30 protein-coding genes and 1 tRNA gene are annotated in these 26,273 nt (G+C 38.0%); 13 read left to right on the top strand and 18 right to left on the bottom strand.

What is annotated here, in order from left to right; translation table 11 throughout:
• Positions 1-3 precede the first annotated feature (3 nt).
• Positions 4-906 carry a LysR family transcriptional regulator gene (locus ETP70_RS01970; RefSeq protein WP_151899598.1) on the top strand — a complete coding sequence of 301 codons (903 nt, stop codon included), beginning with the start codon at positions 4-6 and terminating at the stop codon, positions 904-906.
• 8 nt (positions 907-914) lie between these two features.
• On the opposite strand, the gene ETP70_RS01965 is transcribed toward ETP70_RS01970, so the two are convergent.
• The 4 genes from ETP70_RS01965 to ETP70_RS01950 are packed head-to-tail and all read right to left on the bottom strand — an operon-like array spanning position 915 to position 3,319.
• Positions 915-1,373 carry a hypothetical protein gene (locus tag ETP70_RS01965; RefSeq protein WP_151899597.1) on the bottom strand — a complete coding sequence of 153 codons (459 nt, stop codon included), beginning with the start codon at positions 1,371-1,373 and terminating at the stop codon, positions 915-917.
• Positions 1,367-1,948 carry an aminotransferase class IV family protein gene (locus ETP70_RS01960; protein ID WP_151899596.1) on the bottom strand — a complete coding sequence of 194 codons (582 nt, stop codon included), beginning with the start codon at positions 1,946-1,948 and terminating at the stop codon, positions 1,367-1,369. Before ETP70_RS01960 ends, ETP70_RS01965 begins: the two co-directional genes overlap by 7 nt.
• Complete coding sequence (cysK, locus tag ETP70_RS01955) at positions 1,941-2,864, bottom strand: cysteine synthase A (RefSeq protein WP_151899595.1); 924 nt, start codon at positions 2,862-2,864, stop codon at positions 1,941-1,943. The genes ETP70_RS01960 and cysK overlap by 8 nt, the downstream gene beginning before the upstream one ends.
• Positions 2,864-3,319: a low molecular weight protein-tyrosine-phosphatase gene (locus ETP70_RS01950; RefSeq protein WP_151899594.1), complete on the bottom strand. Its 456-nt coding sequence runs from the start codon at positions 3,317-3,319 to the stop codon at positions 2,864-2,866. The genes cysK and ETP70_RS01950 overlap by 1 nt, the downstream gene beginning before the upstream one ends.
• A gap of 77 nt (positions 3,320-3,396) precedes the next feature.
• Between ETP70_RS01950 and ETP70_RS01945 the strand changes: the two genes are divergently transcribed.
• Positions 3,397-3,654, top strand: a complete 258-nt coding sequence (locus tag ETP70_RS01945; RefSeq protein WP_151899593.1) for a hypothetical protein — start codon at positions 3,397-3,399, stop codon at positions 3,652-3,654.
• Between the two features lie 7 nt (positions 3,655-3,661).
• Here ETP70_RS01945 and ETP70_RS01940 read toward each other — a convergent pair whose 3' ends face one another.
• The 3 genes from ETP70_RS01940 to ETP70_RS01930 form a co-directional block, all read right to left on the bottom strand.
• A complete protein-coding gene (locus ETP70_RS01940; RefSeq protein WP_151899592.1) occupies positions 3,662-4,114 on the bottom strand; it encodes a YaiI/YqxD family protein in 453 nt (150 codons plus the stop codon).
• 92 nt (positions 4,115-4,206) lie between these two features.
• Positions 4,207-6,624 (bottom strand): endopeptidase La, encoded by a 2,418-nt coding sequence (gene lon / locus ETP70_RS01935; RefSeq protein WP_151899591.1) that lies wholly within the window; start codon positions 6,622-6,624, stop codon positions 4,207-4,209.
• A gap of 18 nt (positions 6,625-6,642) precedes the next feature.
• A complete protein-coding gene (locus ETP70_RS01930; RefSeq protein WP_151899590.1) occupies positions 6,643-7,380 on the bottom strand; it encodes an outer membrane protein assembly factor BamD in 738 nt (245 codons plus the stop codon).
• 114 nt (positions 7,381-7,494) lie between these two features.
• Between ETP70_RS01930 and ETP70_RS01925 the strand changes: the two genes are divergently transcribed.
• Both ETP70_RS01925 and hepT read left to right on the top strand, forming a co-directional pair.
• On the top strand, positions 7,495-7,881 hold the full coding sequence (locus tag ETP70_RS01925) for a nucleotidyltransferase domain-containing protein (protein WP_151899589.1): 387 nt from the start codon (positions 7,495-7,497) through the stop codon (positions 7,879-7,881).
• Between the two features lie 3 nt (positions 7,882-7,884).
• Positions 7,885-8,292 (top strand): type VII toxin-antitoxin system HepT family RNase toxin, encoded by a 408-nt coding sequence (hepT, locus tag ETP70_RS01920; RefSeq protein ID WP_151899588.1) that lies wholly within the window; start codon positions 7,885-7,887, stop codon positions 8,290-8,292.
• 1 nt (position 8,293) lies between these two features.
• Here hepT and ETP70_RS01915 read toward each other — a convergent pair.
• Positions 8,294-8,369 (bottom strand) — tRNA-Phe (locus ETP70_RS01915).
• A 219-nt stretch (positions 8,370-8,588) separates the two neighbouring features.
• Between ETP70_RS01915 and ETP70_RS01910 the strand changes: the two genes are divergently transcribed.
• The 5 genes from ETP70_RS01910 to hpf all read left to right on the top strand — a co-directional run bounded on the left by ETP70_RS01910 (position 8,589) and on the right by hpf (position 15,535).
• Positions 8,589-12,914 carry an Ig-like domain-containing protein gene (locus ETP70_RS01910; RefSeq protein ID WP_151899587.1) on the top strand — a complete coding sequence of 1,442 codons (4,326 nt, stop codon included), beginning with the start codon at positions 8,589-8,591 and terminating at the stop codon, positions 12,912-12,914.
• Positions 12,908-13,534: a type II secretion system protein gene (locus tag ETP70_RS01905; protein ID WP_151899586.1), complete on the top strand. Its 627-nt coding sequence runs from the start codon at positions 12,908-12,910 to the stop codon at positions 13,532-13,534. The genes ETP70_RS01910 and ETP70_RS01905 overlap by 7 nt, the downstream gene beginning before the upstream one ends.
• Positions 13,534-14,457, top strand: coding sequence for a type II secretion system protein (locus ETP70_RS01900; RefSeq protein WP_151899585.1), 924 nt, complete (start codon positions 13,534-13,536; stop codon positions 14,455-14,457). Before ETP70_RS01905 ends, ETP70_RS01900 begins: the two co-directional genes overlap by 1 nt.
• Complete coding sequence (locus ETP70_RS01895) at positions 14,433-14,933, top strand: hypothetical protein (RefSeq protein WP_151899584.1); 501 nt, start codon at positions 14,433-14,435, stop codon at positions 14,931-14,933. Before ETP70_RS01900 ends, ETP70_RS01895 begins: the two co-directional genes overlap by 25 nt.
• A 68-nt stretch (positions 14,934-15,001) precedes the next feature.
• The gene (hpf, locus tag ETP70_RS01890) at positions 15,002-15,535 is read left to right on the top strand and encodes a ribosome hibernation-promoting factor, HPF/YfiA family (RefSeq protein ID WP_151899583.1); all 534 of its coding nucleotides are present in this window, start codon (positions 15,002-15,004) and stop codon (positions 15,533-15,535) included.
• A 55-nt stretch (positions 15,536-15,590) separates the two neighbouring features.
• On the opposite strand, the gene ETP70_RS12760 is transcribed toward hpf, so the two are convergent.
• The 9 genes from ETP70_RS12760 to ETP70_RS01850 all read right to left on the bottom strand — a co-directional run bounded on the left by ETP70_RS12760 (position 15,591) and on the right by ETP70_RS01850 (position 23,082).
• Positions 15,591-15,734, bottom strand: a complete 144-nt coding sequence (locus ETP70_RS12760) for a hypothetical protein (protein ID WP_347400464.1) — start codon at positions 15,732-15,734, stop codon at positions 15,591-15,593.
• 47 nt (positions 15,735-15,781) lie between these two features.
• Positions 15,782-17,401 (bottom strand): ATP-dependent DNA helicase RecG, encoded by a 1,620-nt coding sequence (recG, locus tag ETP70_RS01885; protein ID WP_347400463.1) that lies wholly within the window; start codon positions 17,399-17,401, stop codon positions 15,782-15,784.
• A 73-nt stretch (positions 17,402-17,474) separates the two neighbouring features.
• Complete coding sequence (glyQ, locus tag ETP70_RS01880; RefSeq protein ID WP_151899582.1) at positions 17,475-18,359, bottom strand: glycine--tRNA ligase subunit alpha; 885 nt, start codon at positions 18,357-18,359, stop codon at positions 17,475-17,477.
• A 46-nt stretch (positions 18,360-18,405) separates the two neighbouring features.
• The gene (locus ETP70_RS01875) at positions 18,406-19,203 is read right to left on the bottom strand and encodes a hypothetical protein (RefSeq protein WP_151899581.1); all 798 of its coding nucleotides are present in this window, start codon (positions 19,201-19,203) and stop codon (positions 18,406-18,408) included.
• Positions 19,204-19,212: 9 nt separating this feature from the next.
• Complete coding sequence (locus ETP70_RS01870) at positions 19,213-20,070, bottom strand: damage-control phosphatase ARMT1 family protein (protein WP_151899580.1); 858 nt, start codon at positions 20,068-20,070, stop codon at positions 19,213-19,215.
• Positions 20,067-20,546, bottom strand: coding sequence for a DUF3972 domain-containing protein (locus ETP70_RS01865; RefSeq protein ID WP_151899579.1), 480 nt, complete (start codon positions 20,544-20,546; stop codon positions 20,067-20,069). The genes ETP70_RS01870 and ETP70_RS01865 overlap by 4 nt, the downstream gene beginning before the upstream one ends.
• A gap of 23 nt (positions 20,547-20,569) precedes the next feature.
• A complete protein-coding gene (gene purE / locus ETP70_RS01860) occupies positions 20,570-21,067 on the bottom strand; it encodes a 5-(carboxyamino)imidazole ribonucleotide mutase (RefSeq protein WP_151899578.1) in 498 nt (165 codons plus the stop codon).
• 36 nt (positions 21,068-21,103) lie between these two features.
• Positions 21,104-22,396 carry a peptidase U32 family protein gene (locus ETP70_RS01855; protein ID WP_151899577.1) on the bottom strand — a complete coding sequence of 431 codons (1,293 nt, stop codon included), beginning with the start codon at positions 22,394-22,396 and terminating at the stop codon, positions 21,104-21,106.
• Positions 22,393-23,082 carry a chemotaxis protein gene (locus ETP70_RS01850; RefSeq protein WP_151899576.1) on the bottom strand — a complete coding sequence of 230 codons (690 nt, stop codon included), beginning with the start codon at positions 23,080-23,082 and terminating at the stop codon, positions 22,393-22,395. The genes ETP70_RS01855 and ETP70_RS01850 overlap by 4 nt, the downstream gene beginning before the upstream one ends.
• 73 nt (positions 23,083-23,155) lie before the next feature.
• On the opposite strand from ETP70_RS01850, the gene ETP70_RS01845 reads away from it, so the two are divergent.
• On the top strand, positions 23,156-23,935 hold the full coding sequence (locus tag ETP70_RS01845; protein ID WP_151899575.1) for a histidinol-phosphatase: 780 nt from the start codon (positions 23,156-23,158) through the stop codon (positions 23,933-23,935).
• On the opposite strand, the gene ETP70_RS01840 is transcribed toward ETP70_RS01845, so the two are convergent.
• On the bottom strand, positions 23,932-24,375 hold the full coding sequence (locus ETP70_RS01840; RefSeq protein WP_151899574.1) for a globin domain-containing protein: 444 nt from the start codon (positions 24,373-24,375) through the stop codon (positions 23,932-23,934). The two genes, ETP70_RS01845 and ETP70_RS01840, sit on opposite strands and share 4 nt — an antisense overlap.
• Positions 24,376-24,507: 132 nt before the next feature.
• Here ETP70_RS01840 and trxA point away from each other — a divergent pair, with 132 nt between their 5' ends.
• From trxA to trxB, 3 genes are all read left to right on the top strand, one after another.
• Positions 24,508-24,828 carry a thioredoxin gene (gene trxA, locus ETP70_RS01835; protein ID WP_151899573.1) on the top strand — a complete coding sequence of 107 codons (321 nt, stop codon included), beginning with the start codon at positions 24,508-24,510 and terminating at the stop codon, positions 24,826-24,828.
• A gap of 86 nt (positions 24,829-24,914) precedes the next feature.
• Positions 24,915-25,328, top strand: a complete 414-nt coding sequence (locus tag ETP70_RS01830; RefSeq protein WP_230973293.1) for a hypothetical protein — start codon at positions 24,915-24,917, stop codon at positions 25,326-25,328.
• Positions 25,325-26,266: a thioredoxin-disulfide reductase gene (gene trxB / locus ETP70_RS01825; protein WP_151899571.1), complete on the top strand. Its 942-nt coding sequence runs from the start codon at positions 25,325-25,327 to the stop codon at positions 26,264-26,266. Before ETP70_RS01830 ends, trxB begins: the two co-directional genes overlap by 4 nt.
• Positions 26,267-26,273 lie beyond the last annotated feature (7 nt).

The following is a 26,273-nucleotide window of genomic DNA, read 5'->3' as shown; positions in this document are numbered from 1 at the left end:
ATTATGTTAAAAGATTTTGCGAAATTACATACTTTTTTGATGGTTATAAAAGAGAAAAGCTTCTCTAAAGCATCAGCAAAACTTGGGATTTCCCAGCCCGCTGTCACGCAGCAAATCAAGTTCATTGAAGATTATCTTGATACAAAAATAGTTGATAGAAAGAAAAACGGAATTATCCTCACAAAAGAGGGTGAAGATCTCTACAGAATCGCTTTAAGACTTGAAAAAGCTATACACAGCAGTGAAAAAGAGTTGTTAAAAATAATCAACAAAGAGTTCACTTTTGTCATGGGTTCTTCTTTTGCAATCGGTAATTATGTGCTTCCGAATTATCTCAGTGAAATAAAAAAACGCATCAACAATGAAGTTTTTATGAATGTGGATCTCTCTTCAAACATTATTGACCAGCTTGAAGATAAAAAAATAGATGTCGCACTCATCGAATCTCCTGTTTTCAGAGATGGTGTCATTTACAGAGAATGGGTGGAAGATGAATTGGTCGTTTTTTCAAACCAGCCGATGAAAAAACATCTCAGTGCAGATGATTTACTCGATTTCGACTGGATTTGTCGCAATGAGGACTCCCACACAAGAAAACTGACATCAGAAGTTTTTGAAGAGATGGGAGTGCAGTGTAATAATTTCAATGTTATCGGTGTTCTTGCCAGTCCGACTTCCATCAAGGAGTCTATTTTACATGCAGACAAGAATGCAGAACGACCTCTTGTCTCTATTATGTCCCGTCATGTCATCAAGTCAGAAATCGAAAACGGCCAACTTTATGAAGCCAGACTAAAAAACCATAAAATTACAAGAAGTTTTTACATAGCCTATCTCAAAGACAGAAAACATGATGCTTTTGTAGACAACGTAGTCAATTATCTGCTCTCGCTTAACAGAGTGTAGATAGCGTCTTATTTTATAAACTTGGAGTTTTCCGGATTTGAGAGAAAAGATGCCATGGAGTTTTTCACTCCGCTTTCGTCTATATCAGCTTCTTGTTTCTTTGTTTCCTCTTTATATGCAGATATATTAATCAAAACCGGAGTTTCATCGATAATAATCTGTAAAATACTCAGCAAGGGTACATGTACAACACTTCCAAAATTTTCACTACCAAAACCTGCCTCAAAAATTAAAATATCATCCTCTATTCTGGCAGTCTCAAATGTATATCCTGCTAAAAAGAAAAGTGTCAACGGACGAAACTCAGCGTTTATACTTTCCGGTAGTGCCGGTGCAAAACTCACATCTTCGATTTTACATAAAATACCGAAATTCTGCTCTTTTTCAAACAGCAGAACAATCAACTCCTGAATATTTTTTTTCATTAAGTGTGCAAAATCTCTGTCTTGTATTATATTTTCTAACAAATTATATCCCTTATGTTTTCATTTGGTATTATATCAAAATCTATCATAGCATTCATCAGTGCAACCTGTTCGAAATGATTTAAATCCTCTACAGATATATCATCTTCTCTGATTTTCCCGCTCTCGAGCAACCTTGCTCTGGTCGTTCCTTCAAGCAAAGGGCTTTTTGGTGTTATCCATTCATCTTTATATTTAAAAGCGATATTGGCAATGGATGTATCTGTAATAAGAGAATTTTTTACAATAAGTATGTCATCACAAAAAGATTTTTTTTCCAGCAGCTTCTCTATTTTGCTTCTGTCATAATATTTTTTACAATACTCTATCTCATTATCAAAAACAAGTTTCAGGGTTTGAATACTCTTTTTTTTATACTGATGGTATGTGATGCTGTACTCTTCGCCATCATATACAACCCTGCACCGGAAAAATCCTGATGCGGGAGGATGTAAAATATCTTGTAGTATAATGCCGGAATACCCAACTGTTTTCTCAAGCCGTTTTTGATGGTATGCAAGATGAAACAGTTTTGCATCAACTGCTTTGATTGTTTCTAAATATTGAATTTTATTCACTGAAAAGTTCTGTACTTAAGTACCTTTCTCCCGTGTCACATAAAACGGTCACAATCGTTTTGCCTTTGAATTCCTCCCGTGAAGCCACCTGCATAGCAGCATATACATTTGCTCCTGAAGATATACCTACAAGCAATCCCTCTTTTTTTGCCAACATTCTGGCTGTTGCTATGGCATCTTCATTACTCACTTTTATCACTTCACTGTAACAGGAGGTATCTAAAATTGCAGGAACAAAACCTGCGCCTATTCCCTGAATTTTATGTGGAGCCGGGCTCTCTCCTGAGAGAATTGCCGAAGCTTCAGGCTCTACTGCAAAAACAGCAATATCTGCAATATGTTCTTTCAAGACCTTCGAAGTTCCGCTAAGCGTTCCTCCCGTCCCTACAGCTGCCACAAAAGCATCCAGATTTTGCTCTGTATCACGGAGGATTTCCTGTGCCGTTGTGATTTCATGTATCTCCGGATTTGCCGGATTTTCAAACTGTTGTAAGATTATAGAGTCCGGTGTATTTTCCTGAATTTCCAGTGCTTTTTGAATGGCTCCGTTCATCCCTTTTGCAGCCGGAGTCAGTACCAGTTCAGCGCCTAAAGCCTTGAGCAGGTTTCTTCTCTCTACACTCATAGACTCAGGCATAGTTAAAATAAGTTTTAAATTTTGAGCTGCACAGTTGGCTGCCAGAGCAATTCCTGTATTTCCGCTTGTAGGTTCAATAATCGTTGTATTTGCTTGAATACGTCCTGATTCTATACCCCTGCGGATCATATTGAATCCTATTCTGTCTTTGACCGAACTTGTCGGATTCATAAACTCACATTTTCCCAATATCGTGGCACCTGTCAGCTTTGATGCCTCATTCAGCCTTACCAATGGCGTGTTGCCTACTAATTCAGTTATATTTTTTGCAATTTTCATTATTTTTCCTCTTGAAGTAATTTTACACTAAAAAGATTATTTACACAAACTTCTATCATTTTGTAGACTTCTAAAAATCCGTCAAATCCGTCAAAAAAATACGGATCCGGAACATCCTGACAATTAAATGCGAAGCATCCCAGCTTTTCTATATTTTTGGCACCCAGTTTCTTGACATGCAGCCTGTTGTTTTCATCAAGTACAACTATCAACTCATATAAATCAATATCTTCTTTTGTAAACTGTCTCGCTCTAAGATGGCTGATATCTATGCCGTGCATTTGTGCCACCTTGATTGAACCCTCACATGGGGGTTCGCCGATATGCCAGTCTCCTGTCCCTGCAGAGTCTATTTTTATATCTATTTTATGTTCTTGTGCTATTTTTTTGGCAATCCCCTCTGCCAACGGGGAACGGCAGATATTGCCAAGACATACAAATATAACGGATTTCATATATTTCCTATTCTTTGAGTATAATAAGTATTGCTATTTTAAAGCAATACTTATTATACAAAAAAATAGAGGCAATCATGGCAATCTACAGTAGCGACGGCAAAAAATTACTTAATGTTGAGTTTGATGTAACGCCACAGGTTGGAGATATAGTTGATGACATGCGTGTTTTATCTGTCAATCAAAAAGAGAATGAAGAATATGCCGTATTCTTGCTTGAACCAAATACACGAGTCACCTGTTATGTTTTTGATGAAATTTTCATTATCGGCAAAGAAAGTGGATTTGAAAGTTTAAATGATGCCGTTTGTTCCTGGAAAAATGACGAAATCTAAAAGAGTGTCATCGCATATGTTTTTGCAAAAACATGTTTAACTGATTTGCAAAAAGTTCGGCATCTTTTGAACCAAAAGGCTTCGGACCTTGCGTCATCTCTCCCATTTCTCTGATATTCTCCATGAGATTCCGCATTGCAAGATACTGTTTGATGTTGTCTTTGCTGTAAAGTTCGCCTCTGTGATCTATTGCATGGGCATTCTTATCTATAACTCTGTCCGCCAAGGGAATATCTGCAGTGATAACCAAATCCCCCGAATGTACTTTTTGTACAATTTTATTGTCAGCCTCATCTGCACCTGCATCTACAATGACATACTCTATATTTTTTGATTTTCCAATATTGATTTTTTTATTTGCAAACACACAGGTTTTTATGCCGTACTTTTCTATTTGACGAAAAATAATCGGTTTTAAGAGGTTAGGAAAGGCATCGCCGTCTATATATATTCTCAGCATTATATTTCTCTTTTTAAACATTATAACAAATAAACAAACATTCAAAAAGGGCGTATCGTTACATGTAATTATAAATTTGGATTTTTCAGGTTCTACACAAGAACCTGTTTTAATACCTCTTCTACCCGTTTGACCGGTACAATCTCAAGTGCTTCTCTTACTTCTTTTGGAATATCTTCCAAATCTCTTTCATAATTTTTTACAGGAATCAAAGCTTTAGTCATATCTGCTTTATATGCAGCTATAAGCTTCTCTTTTAATCCGCCAATCGGCAGGACATCCCCTGTTAATGAAACTTCTCCTGTCATGGCGACATCTGAACGTACTTTATAGGAGCCGAGTATGGAAGATATAACTGTTACCATAGCTATACCTGCACTCGGTCCGTCTTTTGGCGTTGCGCCGTCCGGTACATGTACATGTAAATCATACCGTTTATATACTTCGCTTGGATCAACTTCTATAATTTCTTCTTTTTCTTTAAAAGTAAGCGGAATATTGTCTTGAGAAATTCTCAGCTTGCGTTTGTCTATAAGTGTTTTTACAACACTCATGGCAATTCTTGCAGACTCTTTCATAACATCACCAAGACTGCCTGTAAGCTGCAGATTGCCTTTGCCTTTGATGCGGATACTCTCTATTCGTAAAACATCTCCGCCTACTGCTGTCCATGCCAGGCCGTTGACTACACCGATAACAGGAACTTTGTCTGTTTTTTCAATCTCAAAGACACTTTTATCAAAAAACTGTTTTAAGTTTTTCAGTGTCACTGATACTTTTGCAACATTTTTGTGTTTTAGCAGTTCCATAGCTGCTTTTCTCGCCATTTCAGCTATACGGCGGCGTAAATTTCTCACACCTGCTTCACGTGTATAACTGTGTATCAGCTCTTTTAACGCCGGTTTTGAAATACTGAGTTCAGATTTTTTGAGTCCGTGTTTTTTAATCTCCTGCGGCAACAGATAACGACGGGCTATCTCAAACTTTTCCTGCGGTGTATATGAACTTAAGGTGATAAATTCCATTCTGTCACGCAAAGGAGCAGGAATACGCCCGACATCATTTGCTGTTGCTATAAAAATCACATTACTCAGATCCAAATCAAAATTCAGATAATAATCGCGAAACTCGCTGTTTTGTTCAGGATCCAAAATCTCTAAAAGAGCCGCTGTCGGGTCCCCTCTTTGTGAGCGGGTAATTTTATCGATCTCATCAAGCACTATCACAGGATTCATTTTTTTCGCATCTATAAGCCCCTGTGCTATACGTCCCGGCATAGCCCCAACATAAGTACGGCGATGTCCGCGCAATTCATTCACATCTTCAAGACCGCCCAGTGCTATTCTGATAAGCGGACGTTTGAGTGCTGTTGCTATAGAGTTGGCAAGAGAGGTTTTTCCGACACCCGGAGGGCCGGAAAAACACAATATCGCTCCAGCACTTTTTTTCGCTGAGACACCACGAAGTTCAAGCAGTTCTTTTACTGCAAAATACTCTACGATTCTCTCTTTTGGTTTTTTTAGCGAAAAATGGTCTTTGTTGAGCTGTTCTTCCACACTCTCTATGCGAAGCGGTTTTTTTGCCAAATCGCCAAAAGGAAGATCCAAAGCCCAGTCAAGATATGTCTGCGTCATAGAAGCATCCGAAGAATCCGGGTGCATACGTGCAAATCGTTCAAGCTGTTTGCTTATCTCTTTGTAGGCATCTTCTCCCATTTTTTCTTTTTTGGCTTCAAGCTTTTTTCTGTACTCTTCTATCTCTTCTTCTCGGGATGTGTCCGTTCCGAGTTCTTTTTGAATCTGTTTGAGCTGCTCTTTTAAGAAGTACTCTTTGTTGACTTTTTCTATATGTGTATGTACTTTTGAACGAATTTCGCGCTGAAGCTTGTTTGCCTCTATCTCATCAATCAACAGATCGATAAGATCCAAAAATCTTTTTTCTGTATCAGTTTCTACAAAAAGCTTATAAGCCTGCTCTTTTTTGAGTTTTACTGTTGAACATATCAGATCAATGATACGGTTGTGATCATGATTTTCTTCTATAGTTCGCAGTAGATCGGGCGGGAAATAGTTACTTACAGCAGCCAAAGCTCTCACTTTTTCACGCACGACTTCAAGTATTGCATCAATTTTTAAAGAATCAACCTCTGTTGACTGCATCACGTCTACATGGGCTATAAGCGGATCTTCTGCAACTTTATATAAAGATTTTGCACGGGCAAGCCCTTGAAAAAGTACTTTGACCCGTCCGTCAGGAAGCGAAACCTTTCGCATAATTGAACCTACCACACCTGCGTCATACAGTGCGTCATACTCTCTTTCACCTTCATGTCCTGGCTTAGTCGGGCAGACTATCACCAAAGAATTGTTTTCAATGGCCTTTGTTGCCGCCTTAATATTTTTTTCATCACTTAAAAAAAGCGGTGAAATCATAAAAGGATATAAAAAAAGTTCATCTTCTGCTATCACCGGGATGTCAGCAGGAAATTCTCCGTAGTTGCTTAATTTCATAAATATAGTTTCCTTATATTATTTTGTTTTATTATTGTCTGATTTAACTGTATTTCTAGAGACGACACTCTGTGTATCCGGAATCATAAAAGCATACCAGCTGGATGTACCGTCTCCTTCAAATATTTCTCTGTACCATGGTATTTTTGCACGCTCAACTTCATCCCATTTTATCCACGGGTCTACTCTTAAGGTGCGATAATATGCTGCCGATTCCGGCTTGTCTAACCTGGTATACAAATCGACAATTTCCTTGTTTAAAGAGGCATCAGCAAGATATAAATTTGTCAGCATCGTATCCACCAAAGAGTAGTACATAGAGTGCGGATAATTTTGCTTGAATGTTTTTGCATTTTTTATGGCCTCAAGTATAAGCCCTTGATCACGTCTTGGATTTGGAAGGGCCATATATTTTGCTTTAATCTTTAAAAATTCCGCGAACTCTCTCTCATTGGCATTTGCATATCTTCTGACATATTCATTTAAAAAGTGTTCAGTAAGCAGATACTCTTCATTGTGCATATGCGCAATTGCAAGAATCATGGTTGCCTCAGGCAAAAGAGGTGACCCGATATGTTCCCCCTGTAAAGAGGAATAATAGTCATCCGCTTTGTCAATATTTCCGGATGAAATAGACTCCACAATTTTGCCATACCAGTAAACAGCCGGCTTGTTGTATTCCTCCACCTCTTTTGAACACGAAGCAAATAAAATGATAAAAGAGAGAGCAAATACAAAAGAGAATTTTGATTTCATATGAAAATATCCTAATTAAATTAAATTGAATGTTATTTTATCCAAAAGTTATATAATAGGGATTAAACTAAAAAAATTTATGTGTTATAATAAATAAATAAAAGGTTCAACAAGATGGATATAAATCAAATAAAGCGTATTTTACAAAGATATGACACTGTCGAAAATGCATTACTCTTTGGGTCGTATGCAACAAATACCCAGCACAACATGAGTGACATGGATATTGCAGTGCAAACAAGCCGTGAACTCAATTTGTTTGAGATGGGTGATATTATCGCAAGCCTTGAGACGGAACTAAATCATAAAATAGATTTTGTAATATTTAATGAACTTTATAAAACATCACCACTTCTTGCCTATAATATCTACAAAAACCATACGATTCTTATACTGAATAATAAAAAAAATATGATGTCTTCAAAGAAAATGCTCTCCATTACTATCTTGATTTTAAGCATATACTTGATGAGCAAAACCTGGCATTTAGCAAAAGGATAAGTAATGGAAATATTGCAAAAACTCAAACAGCTTGAAGAAAATATAAAAATATTAGAAGAACTGAAACAAGAGATGCAAGTTGAAGACATTGCGGCAAATAAACGTTACGAATGGGAACTTCGATATGGTTTTTTTGAATCAATACAAATAATGATAGATATCAGCTGTAAAGTGACAAATTATTTTAACCTGGGGAAGCCTGAAAATTATAAAGAATGCATAGAAATTCTTAGTAAAAATGACTACCTAAACAAATTTCATAGCCAAAAGTATATTGCAATGATAGGACTTCGAAATCTTCTTATCCATGAATATACGACAATTGACATAAAAAAACTCTATGATTTTTTAAATTCTATTGATGACTTCAAAAATTTTATAGGTGAGATTAAAGAAAATATATCTGAATAAGTGGTGGCCTGTCTCGGAATCGAACCAAGGACACAGTGATTTTCAGTCACTTGCTCTACCGACTGAGCTAACAGGCCATTTGTTTAAAAGAAATGAAATATTATCAGACGCTTACTAAATTTGAGCTTATACTGACATGTGAAACATTAATTCACATCAAAAAGTTATCAAAATCAGTCTCCTTTGCAGCTGTTTCAGAATAATCTTGAAAAAAAGTGCTACAATTAAGTAAAAAGAGAGGGTGAGCCCTGATTTTTGGTGCACTTTTTTTACTTTTACTTTCAAAAAGGGTTATTATGAAAAATTTTAAAATACAATCTGTAATACTTTTATTTATTTTTTTACCTGTTTTTGCCTTTGCCGAAGCAATTAATGATACTTTTACAACGGATCAAAACACCCTTCTAAATGAAAATGTTTTAACAAATGATTCAGGATTATACAAGCAGGTCACCTCATATACAGCTCCGTCCCATGGAACAATTTCAAGTTTTTATACAAATGGCAACTTTTCATATACTCCAGATGCAAACTATGTGGGAACTGATACATTCACATATACTATGAGATGGTGGTGGTTGGGATGGAACGAGGGAACTGCAACAGTTACTATTACTGTACAAGGCACAACTCCAATCGTTACTAATGGAATTGCCAATGACATTTGTTATGACAGTATCTCAGTCAGTGGACTAAATTTTGGATTTATAAATGTTCTCAGCAAAACAACTATTCCTATCAGAAATATTTCAAATGATAATTTATCTGATGTACAGGTAGTTCTGGCATCTGATTCGCTTTTTTCAGCTTTTTCAAACTGTGATGTTTTAGATGGTGACGGCAGTGAAACATGTTCACAAACAAGTGATTTGAGTTTTTTCAATACTTTTACAGCCTTTAACAGCGGTGTCACATATGATTTACAAACACTTATATCAAACAATTCAAAAAGTGCTTATGTTGAATCACTCTTTAGTTTTTTAAACAGTAACGATTATGATTTATTGGCAACATATACAAAAGACGGCACGACATACAGTGGAAAACTTTCACAATGCAAAAGTGATACAAACGAGACTTCAGATGGTCGTCCTTTTACCATTAGAAATCCGGATGACACCAGAAATATTCGAGGTAATGTCAAAATCATCGGGAACACTGTTCTGTGTGAAAAAGACAGTAATGGTCAATGCAAGGAAACCTCTGATCCAAACAATAACACTACTTTAAGTTACATTAAAGAGGTAGATGGTTTCATCAATGCTTCAAAAGCAAAAATAAGCGGTATTCCGGATACTGCAGAGGTAGTGTGGGCAGGGTTTTACGCACAAGGATATACAAATGAATCCCTAGAAACAGTTCGAGCAGACCTCAATTCTCAGCCAATGTACCTTATAGCACCGGATAACACTCTTTTCCCGCTGTATCCGGAAGTGATTGATTCCTTACAGTGGGTTGGCTACACCTATTCAACCTTTAGTACCGTCAATGCTCTCATTGGAAAAAAAGGGAGTGAGATAAACGGCTGGTGGACAGGTGCAAATATCAAGGCTAGCGAAGGAAAAGATATATCCTTGGGCTATTTTGGAGCATGGACACTTGTTGTTATATATAAAGACAGCAGTGAAAGCTTTCGTAACATTACTGTGTTTGATGGCTATACTAACATTTCATCATACAACAGAGAAGAGACCATAGATTTAAGCGGTTTTTTAACCCCAAAAGCAGGAGATATCAACTCTACTTTTTCTTTCTTTGCAGGGGAAGGGGATATAGCCTATACTGGAGATGAACTCTATTTTAACGGCTCTCAAATTGGAAACTCCAACAATGTCATGTACTCACACACCAGCGGATTTGAGAAAGAGCCAAGCTTAACAAACAATTTTGGTATAGATATTCAAAATATAGATATCGGTACATCCGGAGCAGACTTGCTAGGATACAAAGACACCAGTGCTACAGTACGCTTTACATCAAGTGGAGATTCATACTATCCTAGTATGTTTGTTTTCACAACAAACCTTTATACCCTTGATATCTGTTACGATTATACCTATGGACAAAACGGATACTATACTACAGCACCAAGTATCAAACCTGCACTTATTGATGGAACTTTCAACAAAAGTACACCACTTGACCTTAAAGTCTATTTCAGAAACAGAGAAAATTCTGACACTACTATTAACAACCTGAACATAGATATACTAAACCTTAAAGAAGCCGTTTATCATTTAAACTCTACAAAAATAGCTAAAACAGATACCACTGTGACAAATATTGATGATAATATTTTAGATATTGCATCGGACAAAAGTTATGTTAAGAACATCCCTATTGGTAGCTTTGGAAGTTTGGATTATTTTTATCTCTACTATAGTTTAGACCTGAATCAAAGTACTCTTTCAGAAGTACCGGTTGACATAGAGTTTCGCTATGATTTGACTGTTGACGGTATTGGATTAGGGACATACAGCACTAAATTAAGCGACATGGATCCTTGCCAGCCGACTCCAGGCTACGAACCGGTTCCGGATATTTTCAATATTGTTCAAGCCGGAGAAACAAAAAGTGATGATCCTTACTATTATTTTAATATTCCAACACAGGTCGTCAACAGAGTGGGGAACTTTTTATTAGAATCAATGGATCCCAATGATTTAAACAAATCAAAAGCTGTCAGCAAGGCACAGGATGTCAATATTACAATGGTAAATATGTCAGGTTTTCATTATACCAATGCAACCTGTACAGATCCTGACAACAGTATTGTGATAGGCACGCCTGTAAGCACACACTTTAATATTAATGATACAACCGTCAGTATTGATAAAGATGCAATGCGTACTGCAGCAGTCTTTTCCAAAGCCTCTCAAAATGCGGCCTTTAGAATTATTTATACAGATGAAAACAACAATACGAAAAGCATCTGTTCAAGAGACAACTTTGCCATCCGCCCGGAAGGTTACTCTTTTGAATTTACAGACTATAATCACTCAAATCCGTCACAAAAAAGTTTTATCATAGACAATAACGGCAGCAACATAAAAACTGCCCACTTGGCTGCGGGGTACAATTACCTCTTGACCATGAATGCAACGGACCATCTTAACAATACACCTGTCCTCGGTTACGCCACAAGTAGTCTTGATGCAAATATGACATGGCAGGGAACTTCTTCACTTGTTTGTAACGATGAAAGCAATATTACACTCGAACATCCTTTTGTCAATGGTGTTGCAGAAACGAACACAACATGGAACAATGTCGGATCATACAAACTTCATATTATTGATACAAAATGGACAGCGGTTGATTCTCTCTATCTTGATCATCATACAGCTCCGTATTTTCAAACAGGAGCGGACTGTATACAAAACTCATCTGCAGTCGAAGATGAAAGTTCTGCTTCCAAGAATGGTTGTAACATATCTTCGGTGCATCATAATAATGACTATTCCCAAGATTTTCAGGATATGCTTGTATTTTATCACCCTTACAGATTTGATCTCAATGCAACTGCAGGAGGAACAGCTGTTACTCCTACTATCGGCTTGCTGTTTACTCCTGTGCCAGGCACCACACCGTATATCTATATGGCAGACATTAACAATACACTGGATGAGAATATGTCCTACCATTTAAACGGGAGCATTACAGCTTTAGGTGAAAACAATGTCACCCTTTCAAACTTTGTAGACCAATGTTATGCAGTACCTTTGGATATAAACATTTCTACAAGCAACAGAGACTTGAATGACTCAAAGGGGAATCATGTTCCCTACAGAATACGTTTTCATGACATTAATTCGAGTGGCAATATTATAAATGCATTGGATATCAATCTTACAGAAACAAATCCCGCACTGCAGTCTAATGACATACGCATTCAAACTGCTCAAACATATTTTCCTAAAAATTTAAACGGTACTATGCAGACACGCTTAAATATGAACTATGTGAGAGAAAAAGACACTGCTGTCAATCCGACAACACTCACCTTTATAAAGTATCAGGTCAACTGTACAAATGCAGTAGCTGATTGTACTTTTCATGCTGACCTTATAAACAGCAAGACAACAAAAGGGATTAAAGATTTAAATTCGACAATACCCGTCAGGCACTATTACGGGCGCACAAATACACCGAGACAGACTGTTTTAGGTTCTGACGGCAATGTTTCTGTATACTATGAAGTATTCTGCAACGGGGCTACATGTAACAAATCATTACTTCAAGACGGGAACAGTTCAACATCAACAGACGATCCGCGTTGGTTTGTCAATACCAACCATACTAGCGATGCAGGAACAGCTGCACAAACAGCCACAGTGCAAAAGAATGGTGTAAATGTAAGTATTACCAGAGAAGCCAACGGAAATCATCCTGACTATATTGGAGTACACTACAATGGAAGCAGCGGATATCCGTACAAGGCAACAATGGAAAACAATGCCTCAGGCTGGCTCATTTATAACAAATACAATGCCAATGCCGTAACCAATGAGTTTCAGGTAGACTTTGTCAATCCTAATGCAAACTGGGCCGGCATATATGAAACAAATGCCACAACCAATAAAAATGCTTCTGATAATACCAACAGGAGACTTATGTGGTAAAAAAAAGCGCTTTTACGCTCATAGAGCTTATTTTTGCCATCGTCGTGATTGCAATTACTGTCATCTCTTTGCCAATGATGAATCAGTCCATTTCAAAAGGAATTGATTCAAATCTGCTGCAAGAAGCCATTTTTGCAGCAGCAACAGAACTCAATGAAGCAACAACTGCCCAATGGGACGAAGCTTCCATAGATGAAAACGCAAGTACAACTGTCAGTCAGGTTATAAACCTCGACGGCTTATGTGAAAACAATCAATCCAGTCAACACTACCGATTAAAACCCGGACATATTCTGGAACCGCTTCATAGAAAATGTTTAAACAATTTAAATCAAACAGCACTCCATTCCAATACCAACCCGGACGTTGATGCAGTTGAAGACAAAGCACATGGATACAGAAATATATTTTTAAACTTAACACCGGGGCAGGAAGGGTACAAGCAAGACTTTAACTCTTCACTTGTCATCAGCTATAACCCTGTATTTGACGGAATTCAAAGACCTAATATGAAAAAATTAACCATTACCGTTAAAGATGAAGAAGGTAATGTTGTTACTTCTTTATTTACCTATGTTGCAAATATCGGCGGCATAGACTACTACAAAAGGTCCTATTAATGAAGAATCGTTTTGCTTTTACTATGCTTGAATTAGTATTTGTCATTGTCATTATGGGAATTATAGGAAAATTCGGCGTGGAATTTTTGGCACAGGCCTATAACAGTTTTATATTCTCAAAAATAAATCATGAACTCCAGTCAAAGAGTGAAGCTGCGGTTGAACTCATAGCAAAACGGCTCGAAGGTCGCATAAAGGATTCTGTGATTGCCAGAGAAGCAAATAAAAATTTTGATCCGATCGGAGACGTAAATAATTCAAAAACCTATGCAGTGTTAGAATGGATTGGCAGTGATACGGACGGCTTTCGCGGTATTTCAGATACCACTGCAATCCATCTTCCTAATTGGAGTGGCATTATAGATCTGGATGCAGGAAACAGCAATACATTGGTATCTCCGGAGACCAATACCACAAAAACAAATACTTTGATTGCTATACTCTCAAGTGGTACTGCAGGAATAAATGACAGCGCCATCTTCTTTACAGGGGCAGACAGTGACATCCGTACCGGCTATGGATGGGATACAAATACAACGATAATAAATGCCCAGCAAGGAGCTATGCACCCTGTCCAAAGTGTAGCCGGACAACCGACACAGTTTACATCTTCTACAGGTACAGACTTCAGCGGTGTCGATATTTACGAGTATTACAAATTAGCATGGACTGCCTATGCCGTAGCTATGGAGGACTATAATTCAACTACAAAAATGGGTAATTTATATCTATATCACAATTATCAGCCATGGCAGGGAGAACAATATGATGACAACAATGACAGCCTCCACAAATCATTACTTATGCAAAATGTCAGTACCTTCCGATTTACCGCTATAGGTTCTATTATGAAGATTCAGGTATGCACGAAAACAGACTTGGCAGAGGAGTACTCTTTATGCAAAGAAAAAACAGTATTTTAAAAGGGAAGCGTTCAGGTATTGCCATGATTATGGCGATTGCCGTTATTGTCATTATTGCAACCATAATGGCTTTAGCCATTTCTCTTACTTCCCAAACAACCAAACGCACGACAGATGTCTATCTGTATGAGCAGTCTGTACTTCTTGCGCACAGTGCAGCAGAATATGCACTTTTGCGGATTTCGCAAACTCCACCTTGTACTGATTTAGATACAACATTCACGCAAGACACACTTTACAATATAACAATCAAACTACAATACATATATTATGATGATCCAAATACACCTTTAGTCAATGAAGCACAAGCTGTTTGCAATGCTATACCTGCTGCCAACAGAGGCATACTCTATACAACTGTTACCACACCCGAACAAAACGGTTCTGTCCTTATGGATGTAACTGTAGATGTAAATGATACAACAGTTGCCAGTGAACCTGTCAGATATTTCAAAAGAACTCTGCAAAAATTATAGATTCGTACTTTTTATTAAACTTTTTAATGGTATAATTTTTTTCCAATAGAATAAAAAAGGATTTAATCATGAATATCAGCATGACAGGAAGAAATGTAGAACTTACTGATGCTTTAAAAGAGCATATTTCAGCTTCTATCGAAACACTAAAAAAATTTAATTTAGATATTATTTCGGTAAATGTTGTTGTCTCTACACAGACAAAAAAGGGCAAAGAACACGCTATTGTTGAGTTTGTCATCAATCTTGCACATAAAAATACTATAGTAATCAAGCAAAATGATGAGGATGCCTATGCTGCTATTGACCTTGCAACCAACAGAGCACAAAAATCACTTCGTCGTCTCCATGACAAAGTAACAGACCATCAAAAAGTCGGTTTAAATGAAGTCAAAGCGGAAGAAGTCGATGTAAAAGCTGCTGCAGAAGCAATGGAAGATGAAATCATTCCGGTAGAACTTGAACTCTACAAGCCTCGTGAAGTCGAAGATGTTTTAGAAGATCTTAAAAACAGTGATAAAACATTTGAAATCTTTTTAGACAATGAAAACAAAACACGTGTTCTTTTTAAAATGGGGAACAAAAAATTCGGGCTCTATTAAACCCGAAACCCGTACTTCAGTGCGGGCTTTGTGTCTTTAAAGACTAAGACCCAGGTTAACACTTAGGTTTAGAAACAGCTTTTAAATCTTTTTTTACCATTTTAACTATTTCTTCATCTTGCGCAAAATCCACCCATTTAAACCGGCTCCCGCTTTGTACAATTCCTTTGAGCAGATCACCACTCTTTCGAAACTTCAAATCCAAATTTGCTATATCAAATCCGCTTTTGGTATGTATAAATTCATCTAAACGCTCAGACTTTTTTTGTTTGTATATAAAAAGCAGTAGCCTTTTAAACCGGTACGGCTCACCCTTCCACGAAGCTGATGCAACGTTGAAAGCCCCAAACGCTCTGCTCCAACTATTACTACCGTACTCAGACGAGGCAAAGATATACCCACTTCTACAACTGTAGTCGCTATCAATATGTCGCCTTTTTCTCTAAAATCAAGCAGTACCTGCTCTTTGTCTTTGTCTTTTCCATGGGTCACATAAACATTCTTAAAATTTTTCTCCCAGTAGCCCCGTGCCTCGTCTATACTCTGATAATCAAAAGCTTCACTCTGCTCCACCAAAGGGTAGACAAGTAAAACCTGATTGTTTTTTGCAATTTCCGCCTTTACATGTAAAAGCAATGCTTGAAAATCATTTCTGTGAATGACTTTTGAACAAATATCTTTTGTAAAAGGCGTAGTAGTAATGAGGCTGACATCTATATGTGCACTCTCAATCATCGCCTGTGTTCTTGGAATCGGAGTGGCTGAAAACTGTATAAAATGCGGTTTTAATGCCTGTTCTGTCACCAATTTTTCAAGCATATTTCTTTGTAGAGTTCCAAAACGATGCTGTTCATCCACCATAATCAGTGAAGCCTGCGGCAATTCTCGATACAGAAGCGCATGCGTTCCTATGATAAAGTCATAAGGACTCAAGTCTGTTTTTTTTGTTTTATTTGTTACAAGTGCAGCTTTGAGTTGAGGAAGATATTTTTGTGCCTCTTCAAAGAGCTGATTTGCCAAAATCGTTGTCGGAGCCATTAAGACAGATCGGTTTGGCATATTCATATAGGCAGCTGCCAGAATCACCATTGTTTTACCGCTCCCCACATCCCCGACAACCATCCGTTTTGCCGCTACATCTTTTTTCAAATCCTGATAAATATCTTCTATAGCTCTCAACTGCTCTTCTGTCAGCACAAAAGGGAGCGTTTTACTCCATGGCGTATACTCTTTTGCCTGTGAAGAGAGTGATTCAAAATAACGCCTTTTTCCAGCTAACATCTGCATATAGGAAAAAAGTTCCGTGTATTTTAATGCCTTGCGTGTTTTTTCACTGTACTCTTTATTTTGTAAAAATTCATCTGTTGGAAAATGAAGTGCTAACAGCTCCTCGGCAATATCTTCACGCAGCTTTACATGTAACAGGTTTTCTTTTGTAAGACAATTCTGTACAAGCCGTTGCATAACATCGCTTCTGAGTGCCGTTTTATATTTTGGAGTAATCATCCCCACTTTAGAGACTTTTTTTGGCATACTCATACTGCAGTGCCCCTGCTTGCAGTCTATAACACCGTAATAACAATCCCTCTTTCCTACTTTAAACTGATGTAACATGTAAGGTTTGGGGCGAAAAAGCACTCCCTGAACAGTATGCCCGAGATTGTGTGCAAAAAAAGTAATTTGAATAGAATTTGGGGCTTTATAGACAGACTCAACCGTCGCATCTATGAGCTGTGCTTTTTGTGGAAGTAATTTTTCATGAAGTCTGTAATCTTCATAGGTATGAGGTACCAGCAAGGCAAGTTCCAAAACAGAATTAATTCCAAGCTTGCGAAACTTTGCCTCTTCATCCTTTGATAAATTCATAATTTCCCTTTTCAAACTAAATTATAAAGAAAAAGAAAAAAACTTTTATAAAATATGACAAATTGAAATAAAATTAAGTATTTACTCTTTTAGTACGTTCATCTTCCTGTTCTTTATAGAGTTCTGCACACCCTTTTGAAAGTTCTCGAATTTTTAAAATATAGTTTTGTCTTTCTGTTTGTGAAATTGCTTTTCTTGCGTCTAAAACATTAAACGTATTTGATGCCATCATACATAAATCATAGGCAGGTAAAGGCAAACCGGCCTCAAGTGTGCGTAAACACTCTTTGCTTTTTGCATTAAAGTCAGCAAAGAGCATTTCTGTATCGGCTACTTCAAAGTTGTATTTTGAAAACTCGATTTCACTCTCTTTGTGCACATCTTTATAGAGCGTTTGACTTCCATCAGGAGCAATATTCCACACGATGTCAAAGACCGTATCAACGCCTTGCAAATACATTGCCAGACGCTCCGTTCCGTATGTAATTTCAACCGCAACCGGATCGCATTCAATGCCTCCGACCTGTTGAAAATAGGTAAACTGCGTCACTTCCATACCGTTAAGCCATACTTCCCAGCCAAGTCCCCATGCACCGAGTGTCGGAGACTCCCAGTTGTCTTCTATAAAACGAATATCATGTTTTGCAACATCAAGTCCCAAATACTCCAAAGACTGCAGATACAACTCTTGGATATTATCCGGCGAAGGTTTTATAAGTGCCTGAAACTGGTAATAGGAACCTAGACGGTTGGGATTTTCTCCGTATCTTCCGTCTGTCGGACGGCGAGAGGGAGCGACATACGCCGTTGCCCAGGGCGTAGAATCGAGTGAGCGCAAAAATGTAGCAGGGTGAAAAGTTCCTGCTCCGGCAGGAATATCGTAAGGCTGTACAATATTGCACCCCTGTTTCATCCAGAATTCTTGTAATTTGAGTAACATTTCGCTAAAAGTAATCATTTTTTGCCTTCAATTTGTTTTTGCTATTATAGCCAAAGAGACTTTTTTAGTATTTAAAAACAATTCCAAATTTAATGTATTCGTTATATGCTTTACTTTCCGGTTCCAAATACCCTGTGCCTGTATTATCATATACAACATTAGATTCCTCTATTTTTTGATACTGATATGTATATGCAGCATATAAAGAAAATTTTTGTGTAATTGCATATTTTATAGGCAGTGTAAACTCCATAATATTTGCAGAACCTAGCTTAAAGTCATCACTAATACCTGTAGCACTCATTCTAGGTCCTAACCCATATTGAAACTCAAATTTCGGGGCAATTTTCAAATCATAATACATATAAGAAAATGAAACACTTGGTCGAAGAGAAAACCATGTATAGTCTTCTATTTGTTGAGCTGACAGCTTCCTGCGCCAAAATCTGTACCCAACACCTAGAGAGATAGTAGTTGTAAAGGAAGATCTATCTTCATAAGTGTGTGCAAAATCTATTTCCATATCATAAATTTGATTTGAAGTTATACTTACTAAACTTCCATATCCAAGGTTAGAACCAATGTATGCACCCTTGTATTCTGTATTGCCACCTACAGCCATGATATTTATTGATACCGTATCAAAATCTTGTGAAGTTTCTGTTTGCTTTATATATTTATATTGAATTTCTAGACCATTTAAATCTGCAAAATCTGATTCTTCACTATCCAAAAAAACTCCATTTTCGGACTCTTTATAATCCATACTCATACCAACAATATTTATGGCATATTCATAACTTACTTTTGCAAATACCGTTGAACTAACTAACAGCATACCTATCGTCAGTTTTTTTAACATTTTGATTCCTTATACAAGTTTACAAACTATATCACCGACTTCTTTGCCTAATGAGTTGGCAACAACATTGCATTTTACTTTGAGCAAAAAACAGATATTATCTCTGTGGCTTGGACTGAGACATTCATAATTTCCCATGCCCTTGCTTATCACCAAGTCCGCTTCATCAAAAAGCTTTTGTGCCTCTTTTGCAGCACGTTCGTAAACAAATCCCGGAGTATTGACACCGCTGTCAACCAGATTGCAGAGTTTCTCAAAGCCGGCTTCTTTTGCCTCTTTACATGTAACGTCATTGATTATAGGATTACCCCGTACCATATAAGTACATGTAAGTTTTGGATAGAGTTCCTGTAAAGTCTCTATAAACAAATAGTCAAAAATATGTTCGCCGACATTATCACCAAGAATTACAATGTTTTTTGCAGTTTGCAATACTTTTGCAAACGCTTCAAAATCATTATGAGAAAATTCTGTATGAAAGATTTTCTCAAGTTCTTCCTGCAAATCAAATTCTACCTGAGCAGCCAAATCTATAACATTGCCTGCTACAGCAATTTTTGTGGCTGTCAAAAGTTTGTCATTACATGTAAAGAGTTTTTCTTTTAAAAACGGAATAAAGGACAGGGCTTTTTTTGTTGAGAGTTCTTTGACCTCATCATACAGGTCTTTTTTATCTGCAATCTCTGACATTTTTTCATACACATCTGCAGCAATTTCCGGAGGAGTTTTTGAAAAAGAAAAATCTTTGCTCATGCTTTCCACAGTTGTTCTGAGTCTGTTTTTTAAAGTTTCATCTGCACCAATTGCATCAGCGACTTTCACACTTTGGTTGATGATACATCCGACACATTCATTATCTATGGTCATGCTTTTCCAGTATGTTCATCAATAGCCTTGTTCCACATAAGTTTATATTTGCGGCGCATAAATTCAACTTCCTGCTGTGAGAGTTTGAGCTGTTCTTGCAGAGTATGTATGGTTTTTCTGTCTTCATCATACAGTTCCTGCAAAGAAGCCAATGCTTCACGTAAAAACTCATTTTCCACCCGGACGGCTTCGAGTGTTTCATCTTTTGCATCCAAAACTTTTTCATGCAGATTGATGATAGTCCCGATGGTTTTTTCAACGAACTCAGGCTGAACAAGCATTTCATGGGTGTTTTTTTTCGCAAGTTCCTTAAGTTTGGCAGGCACAACGGCTTCTGTCGCACCTTTTGACGGATCAATGTAACGAATGCCGTCTTCAATTTTTACACTTAATTTGCCCCTCTCAATCAAATCTTCAATAGAAGTTATATCCAATCCCGTCAGTTGACTGTATTCCTCATCACTCATCCACTTCATTGCCAAACCTCTCTTTTGTGTAGCTATTTTATAATAGTTTCTATCTCTAAAGAATCCATCTCTACTTTTTTTGCTTTTGCAATACGGTCTTCTTTGAGTTTTATACTGAGTTCTTCATTGTCAAGCGCCAGTATCTGCATAGCCAGATATGCCGAATTAATAGCCCCTGCCTTGCCTATGGCAACAGTAGCAACAGGCATACCTGCAGGCATTTGCACAGTTGAGAGCAGTGCATCTATGCCTGCCAGTGCAGATGCTGACATCGGTACGCCTATTATAGGTTTGATGGTTTTTGAACTTAATACACCTGCAAGATGGGCAGCCATGCCTGCTGCAGCTATAAAGACCTGCGCACCTTTCTTTTCAGCTTCTTCTATGTACTCTTTTGTACGCTCAGGGGAACGATGCGCTGATGAGATAACCATCTCATAACTGACTCCAAATGCCTCTAATGTGTCAGAACACGATCTCATTACTTCATAATCACTTTTTGAGCCTATTACTATAGATACAAACTTCATATTATTTTACCTTTCTTTTAATTTTAACACTCTGCATTATTTTTTTGGAGCTGTATTCATATCTGCACTCGCCGGTATTCTAAAGAATGTATAGGGCGGAAATTTTGTCGGCAACTCTATAGGGTTGACATTGCCGCTGTGAATTTCTTCCCAGATTTTTCCGTTTTGTGCTTTAAGCTGTTTGAGTTTCATAAAAAATTTCCCGTCTCTTTCATATGTCGAGCCTATATCGTTATCAACCTTTTCCACTTCACTGCCCAAAGGAAAAACGACTTCCATCTCATCACCGGGAAATGTTTTGTATTTACATAAAAAATGTGTGCCCTCGGCATTGACAACACCGCTGACCTGATGCGTGCCAAGCTGCATGGTGAAGTCCAGGCTCTGGGTATCATGTCTTTCAAATGGACGAGAGACAAGATAGGCATCCGTATATCCTCGGTTTTGCAGAGACTGCAGTTCATACTGATACCGTTCGCTGTCAATCTTTCCGGCATAGTAGTCATCTATTGCCATTCTGTATGCCTTTGCTGTAGTAGCCGCATAATAGGCAGTTTTTGTACGTCCTTCTATTTTTATGGAATCCACAGCACCGCTGTCTAAAATCTCTTGTATGTGTGAAGCCAAATTCAGATCTTTTGAATTCATAATGTAGGTACCGACACCCGGGTCCTCTTCAAGCTTGAAAAGCGTACCTGTTTCCGGATTTGCCGCATATATTTCATAAGGAAATCTGCAGTCATTGGCACAGCTTCCGCGATTTGGCACACGCCCGCTTTGCAGGGTTGAGATCAGACAGCGCCCGCTGTAGGCAAAGCACATAGAACCGTGCACAAAAACTTCTAGTTCCAAATCAGGCAAAGCCGCTTTAATCTCTTTTAAGTCACGCAGAGAAATTTCTCGTGCAGTAATAATGCGTGTCGCACCCATTTCATGGTAAATCTGTGCATCAAGCACATTCATAACATTTGCCTGTGTTGAGAGATGCAGAGGCATATCGGGCACCAGATCATGGCACAGTTTCAACACACCCGGTGTCGCTACGATGAAAGCATCGGGCCCCAGTTCACCCATTTTCACAATATGTTTTTTCAGTAAATCAAGCTGGGAATTAAATGGAAATCCGTTTATTGTTGCATAGACTTTTTTTCCGCGTTCATGAGCATATTTGATACCCTCTTCAAAATCTTCAAAACTAAACTCTTTTCCGGAGCGAATACGCAGTGAGAAATGACTGACTCCGCCATATACGGCATCTGCACCAAAATCTAGTGCAATTTTTAATTTTTCCAAGGTTCCTGCGGGGGAAAGCAATTCTACTTTATTCATTGTTTTGAAAACTGTTCCAAAAGCGCTTCTATGTCATCTGTAGAAGCCAGCTCGTTGTGCGTGTCTCCCGCAATGTGTATGGCGGAAGAGACACGTTTGTCATCATCAATTTTACCCTCAAAGAGCGTATTCATATACTTTGACAATGCACGCATGACATTGATAACCCGCTCAATTTTCTGTCTGTGAATATCCTGGTACTGCATGATATCCATAACACTCATGATAGCATCTCCGCTCTCTTGCAAAACTTCTATGACACCGTTGATTTCATTCAGAGCTGTTTCATTTTTTTCCAGCTGTGTTTGGAAGGTTTGCACATCAGGGAATTTTTCACACAATTTTGTAAACAATTCTATATTTGAATGAAGAATTTCACTTACTATATTGAGACTTTCTTCTTTTTCCATCAAATTGCTGCTGATATTGTCAATAATATCAAAAATCTCACTCGCTTTTTCTTCACTCTCTTTGGTAACATCGTCAAGCTGATGCACCATTTTGTTTTCATTTGTCGCAGGAAGCGGAAGTTCGGCTGCTTCAATGCCTGCTGTTATCGGGTCTTTGGAAGATTCATCTTCCTTGTCCTGCGAATTTTCATCATCTTGGGTATGCTCATCCTCTTCAGACATATCATCCATATCCACACCACCGCTCATTAAGGCGTCCAGTTCTTCTTGCGTCATAAACAGTCTCCGTAATTGAATAATTTATTAATTCACACTATAATAGCATAAATTATATAATACGAGAACAAATATGAAAGTAGACCTCCATAACCATACACCATTGTGTAACCATGCCCAGGGCACAATAGACGAGTATATCAATGCTGCCATCAGGAACAATACGAAAATATTTGGCTTTTCCGACCATGCGCCTATGGACTTTGATCCAAAATACAGAATGTCATTTTCAGAGATGCAAAAATATGAAAAAGACATTCTCGATGCAAAGAAAAAGTATGCTGATGCGATTACTGTTTTGCTTGGCTATGAAGTTGACTACCTTGAGGGGCATATGGACAAAAGAGTGCTCACTGCCGATGTTGACTACCTCATTGGTTCTGTACATTTTATAGACGAATGGGGTTTTGACAATCCGGAGTTTATAGGAGAGTACCAAAATGAAGATATCAATCTGATATGGCAGAAATATTTCAATGCTGTCGAGGCTATGGCCAACAGTAGACTATTTGACATTGTCGGACATCTGGACCTTATAAAAGTATTTAAATTTATGCCGACGCAAGACATCAAAGAGATAGCAAAAAATGCTTTGCATGCCATAAAAAATGCCGACATGGTGTTGGAAATCAATGCAGCCGGCTACAGAAAGCCTGTCGGTGAAGCTTATCCCTCAAAAGAACTCCTTGAAGAGGCATATAAACTCAATATACCTATCACTTTCAGTTCTGACGCCCACAAACCCGAACAGGTGGCTATGTTTGACAAAGAAGTCACACAGCTTGCCAAAGATATCGGCTATTCAGAGTGTGCTTACTTTATAAACAGAGAGCGAAGGTTTTTACAGTTTTAGTTCTTCGTATTCACCACCCACATAGAAAAAAGATCCAAATAGTTCCAAAAAGATTCTATATACCTGGGAGAAATACCTTCTTCTGCAAGCGCATTCAAAAGCGGAATGTAAAGTTCCAGCCAGACTCTTCGCGCATTTTCATCTATGCGGAAGGGTGCATGACGCCCAACCATTTGATGCTCTCCCCTGCTTTGTGTAAAATAATCAGGACCACCTGAAATTTCTATCAAAAAATCAGCTGCATGTTTTTGTGCCTCTGCAAAATCATCATCATCAAATACAGGAAATAAAAAAGCAATATCACTGCTCTTGATGGATTCATAATGTTCAAACACCAGTTTTCTAAACCTTTCTTCTCCCACTTCATTAAAAAAACCCGGATGAGGCTTTGCCACAGGAGGTCGTACATCAATTTTTCCAGCTGTAATTTCTAACTTCAAAACTTTTTTCCTTTACATGTAGTTCATTATAGAGAATTATACAAATTATTGCTATAACTAAATTTAAAGTTTGGATTAATGATAGCACTTGTATAATACTTTTATAACAAACAAAATAAAAAGGATTTACTAATGGGTAAATATATAGAACTAACTGGTGCAAATTTTGAAGCAACTCTTGCAGAGGGTGTATCTCTGGTAGACTTTTGGGCGCCATGGTGTGGGCCGTGTCGTATGATTGCTCCTGTTATTGAAGAATTGGCGGAAGATTATGACGGAAAAGCTAAAATCTGTAAAGTCAATACTGATGAAGAGCAGGATATTGCTGTAAAATTCGGTATTCGTTCAATCCCTACTATTATGTTTTTCAAAAACGGTGAAATGGTAGACCAAATCGTAGGCGCACAGTCAAAACAGGCTCTTGCAGAAAAACTTGACGCTCTTTTAGCGTAATCTCAAGGACTTCAAAAGTGGCCGGAAAGGGAGGCAAAAGCCTCTTTTCTCTTTCCACTCTTCTAGCATCTTTCTTTGGTGCTGCAATGATAGCAGGCGCTTTTGCCTATTTCAACTACAAATTTTCAGAGTATAAGTTTATTAATTTTAAAGAGTTCGTTTATTATGAAAAAAATGATGTTTTCACGCCAGTAAGTGAAGAGTATATCGTCATTTTTTATTCTTCAAGAGATAAACACACAATGAACAGACTTGCAAATTTAGATTTAAACCTGCCGATACTTGCCATTGACTACTATAACAGGGTCCGGGAAAACACAAAAACAACTACTTTTTTAAGAAGTGGGACCAACACATCTTTAAAATTCATACAGCGCTTCAATATCTACAACTCACCATCTATTTTTTTCATAAAGAGAATAAAAGATTCCCTTTATAAGCAAAATAGTATGATACGTAAGCTTGACAATTTAGACCAATTAGAGGAGATAAAATCATGACTTTAGACTGTGCAATTATAGGTGGGGGACCGGCGGGTCTTACTGCAGGACTATACACTACACGCGGCGGACTTGAAAATGTTACAATGTTTGAAAAAGGTATGCCTGGCGGGCAGATTACACAGAGTTCCGAAATAGAAAACTATCCGGGTGTAACAGGTGAGATAACCGGAATGGATCTGATGATGCCATGGCCCGAGCAGTGTCAAAGATTTGGACTCAAACATGATATGGCAGAAGTAAACCGTATAACAAAAGATGGCGATCTCTTTCATGTACTCAAATCAGACGGAACAAGCATTGAGGCACACAGTGTTATTGTTTGTACCGGTTCCTCTCCCCGCCGTGCAGGTTTCAGGGGAGAAGACGAATTTTTTGGCAAAGGGGTCAGTACCTGTGCAACCTGTGACGGATTTTTTTACAAAGGAAAAGAAGTGGCAGTGATAGGAGGCGGAGACACTGCTCTTGAAGAAGCCTTATACCTTGCAAAAATATGCACAAAAGTCTATCTTGTTCACAGACGCGACAGCTTTCGTGCAGCACCAAATACAGTAAAAAGAGTCAAAGAAAATGAAAAAATAGAACTTGTACTCAACTCTGTTCCTGATGAAGTTTATGGCGATGCAAGCGGAGTAAACGGATTGAAAGTCAAAGACAAAGATGGAAATATAAAAGATATACAGGTTCCCGGTGTTTTTGTGTTTGTGGGGAACAATGTCAATAATCAGACACTTATCCAAGAAGACGGAACTTATCTGTGTGATGTGAATGAGCAGGGACAGGTTATTGTAACCTTAAGCATGAAAACTTCTGTTCCTGGACTGTTCGCTGCGGGTGACATACGGATAGAAGCACCGAAACAGGTTGTTTCAGCAGCCGGAGACGGCGCTGTTGCTGCGCTTTCTGCCATTTCATATGTTGATGAATTACTAAATTAGGAGTACC

The sequence above is a fragment of the Sulfurimonas hydrogeniphila genome (genome assembly GCF_009068765.1).
Lineage (GTDB): Bacteria > Campylobacterota > Campylobacteria > Campylobacterales > Sulfurimonadaceae > Sulfurimonas > Sulfurimonas hydrogeniphila.
Note: the sequence above shows the minus strand (reverse complement) of the source record. Positions and strands in the feature narration are given on the sequence as shown.

What these genes read in the sequence shown, in the direction of transcription:
- ETP70_RS01845 (WP_151899575.1), top strand. Translation starts at nt 23,156, where the DNA reads ATGAAAGTAGACCTCCATAACCATACACCATTGTGTAACCATGCCCAG.
- ETP70_RS01895 (WP_151899584.1), top strand. Translation starts at nt 14,433, where the DNA reads ATGCAAAGAAAAAACAGTATTTTAAAAGGGAAGCGTTCAGGTATTGCC.
- ETP70_RS01875 (WP_151899581.1), bottom strand. Translation starts at nt 19,203, where the DNA reads ATGTTAAAAAAACTGACGATAGGTATGCTGTTAGTTAGTTCAACGGTA.
- ETP70_RS01930 (WP_151899590.1), bottom strand. Translation starts at nt 7,380, where the DNA reads ATGAAATCAAAATTCTCTTTTGTATTTGCTCTCTCTTTTATCATTTTA.
- ETP70_RS01865 (WP_151899579.1), bottom strand. Translation starts at nt 20,546, where the DNA reads ATGAAGTGGATGAGTGATGAGGAATACAGTCAACTGACGGGATTGGAT.
- glyQ (WP_151899582.1), bottom strand. Translation starts at nt 18,359, where the DNA reads ATGATTACTTTTAGCGAAATGTTACTCAAATTACAAGAATTCTGGATG.
- ETP70_RS01925 (WP_151899589.1), top strand. Translation starts at nt 7,495, where the DNA reads ATGGATATAAATCAAATAAAGCGTATTTTACAAAGATATGACACTGTC.
- ETP70_RS01945 (WP_151899593.1), top strand. Translation starts at nt 3,397, where the DNA reads ATGGCAATCTACAGTAGCGACGGCAAAAAATTACTTAATGTTGAGTTT.
- purE (WP_151899578.1), bottom strand. Translation starts at nt 21,067, where the DNA reads ATGAAGTTTGTATCTATAGTAATAGGCTCAAAAAGTGATTATGAAGTA.
- ETP70_RS01850 (WP_151899576.1), bottom strand. Translation starts at nt 23,082, where the DNA reads ATGACGCAAGAAGAACTGGACGCCTTAATGAGCGGTGGTGTGGATATG.
- lon (WP_151899591.1), bottom strand. Translation starts at nt 6,624, where the DNA reads ATGAAATTAAGCAACTACGGAGAATTTCCTGCTGACATCCCGGTGATA.
- ETP70_RS01950 (WP_151899594.1), bottom strand. Translation starts at nt 3,319, where the DNA reads ATGAAATCCGTTATATTTGTATGTCTTGGCAATATCTGCCGTTCCCCG.
- recG (WP_347400463.1), bottom strand. Translation starts at nt 17,401, where the DNA reads ATGAATTTATCAAAGGATGAAGAGGCAAAGTTTCGCAAGCTTGGAATT.
- trxA (WP_151899573.1), top strand. Translation starts at nt 24,508, where the DNA reads ATGGGTAAATATATAGAACTAACTGGTGCAAATTTTGAAGCAACTCTT.
- ETP70_RS01970 (WP_151899598.1), top strand. Translation starts at nt 4, where the DNA reads ATGTTAAAAGATTTTGCGAAATTACATACTTTTTTGATGGTTATAAAA.
- hpf (WP_151899583.1), top strand. Translation starts at nt 15,002, where the DNA reads ATGAATATCAGCATGACAGGAAGAAATGTAGAACTTACTGATGCTTTA.
- ETP70_RS01910 (WP_151899587.1), top strand. Translation starts at nt 8,589, where the DNA reads ATGAAAAATTTTAAAATACAATCTGTAATACTTTTATTTATTTTTTTA.
- trxB (WP_151899571.1), top strand. Translation starts at nt 25,325, where the DNA reads ATGACTTTAGACTGTGCAATTATAGGTGGGGGACCGGCGGGTCTTACT.
- ETP70_RS01855 (WP_151899577.1), bottom strand. Translation starts at nt 22,396, where the DNA reads ATGAATAAAGTAGAATTGCTTTCCCCCGCAGGAACCTTGGAAAAATTA.
- cysK (WP_151899595.1), bottom strand. Translation starts at nt 2,864, where the DNA reads ATGAAAATTGCAAAAAATATAACTGAATTAGTAGGCAACACGCCATTG.
- ETP70_RS01870 (WP_151899580.1), bottom strand. Translation starts at nt 20,070, where the DNA reads ATGACCATAGATAATGAATGTGTCGGATGTATCATCAACCAAAGTGTG.
- hepT (WP_151899588.1), top strand. Translation starts at nt 7,885, where the DNA reads ATGGAAATATTGCAAAAACTCAAACAGCTTGAAGAAAATATAAAAATA.
- ETP70_RS01940 (WP_151899592.1), bottom strand. Translation starts at nt 4,114, where the DNA reads ATGCTGAGAATATATATAGACGGCGATGCCTTTCCTAACCTCTTAAAA.
- ETP70_RS01900 (WP_151899585.1), top strand. Translation starts at nt 13,534, where the DNA reads ATGAAGAATCGTTTTGCTTTTACTATGCTTGAATTAGTATTTGTCATT.
- ETP70_RS01830 (WP_230973293.1), top strand. Translation starts at nt 24,915, where the DNA reads ATGATAGCAGGCGCTTTTGCCTATTTCAACTACAAATTTTCAGAGTAT.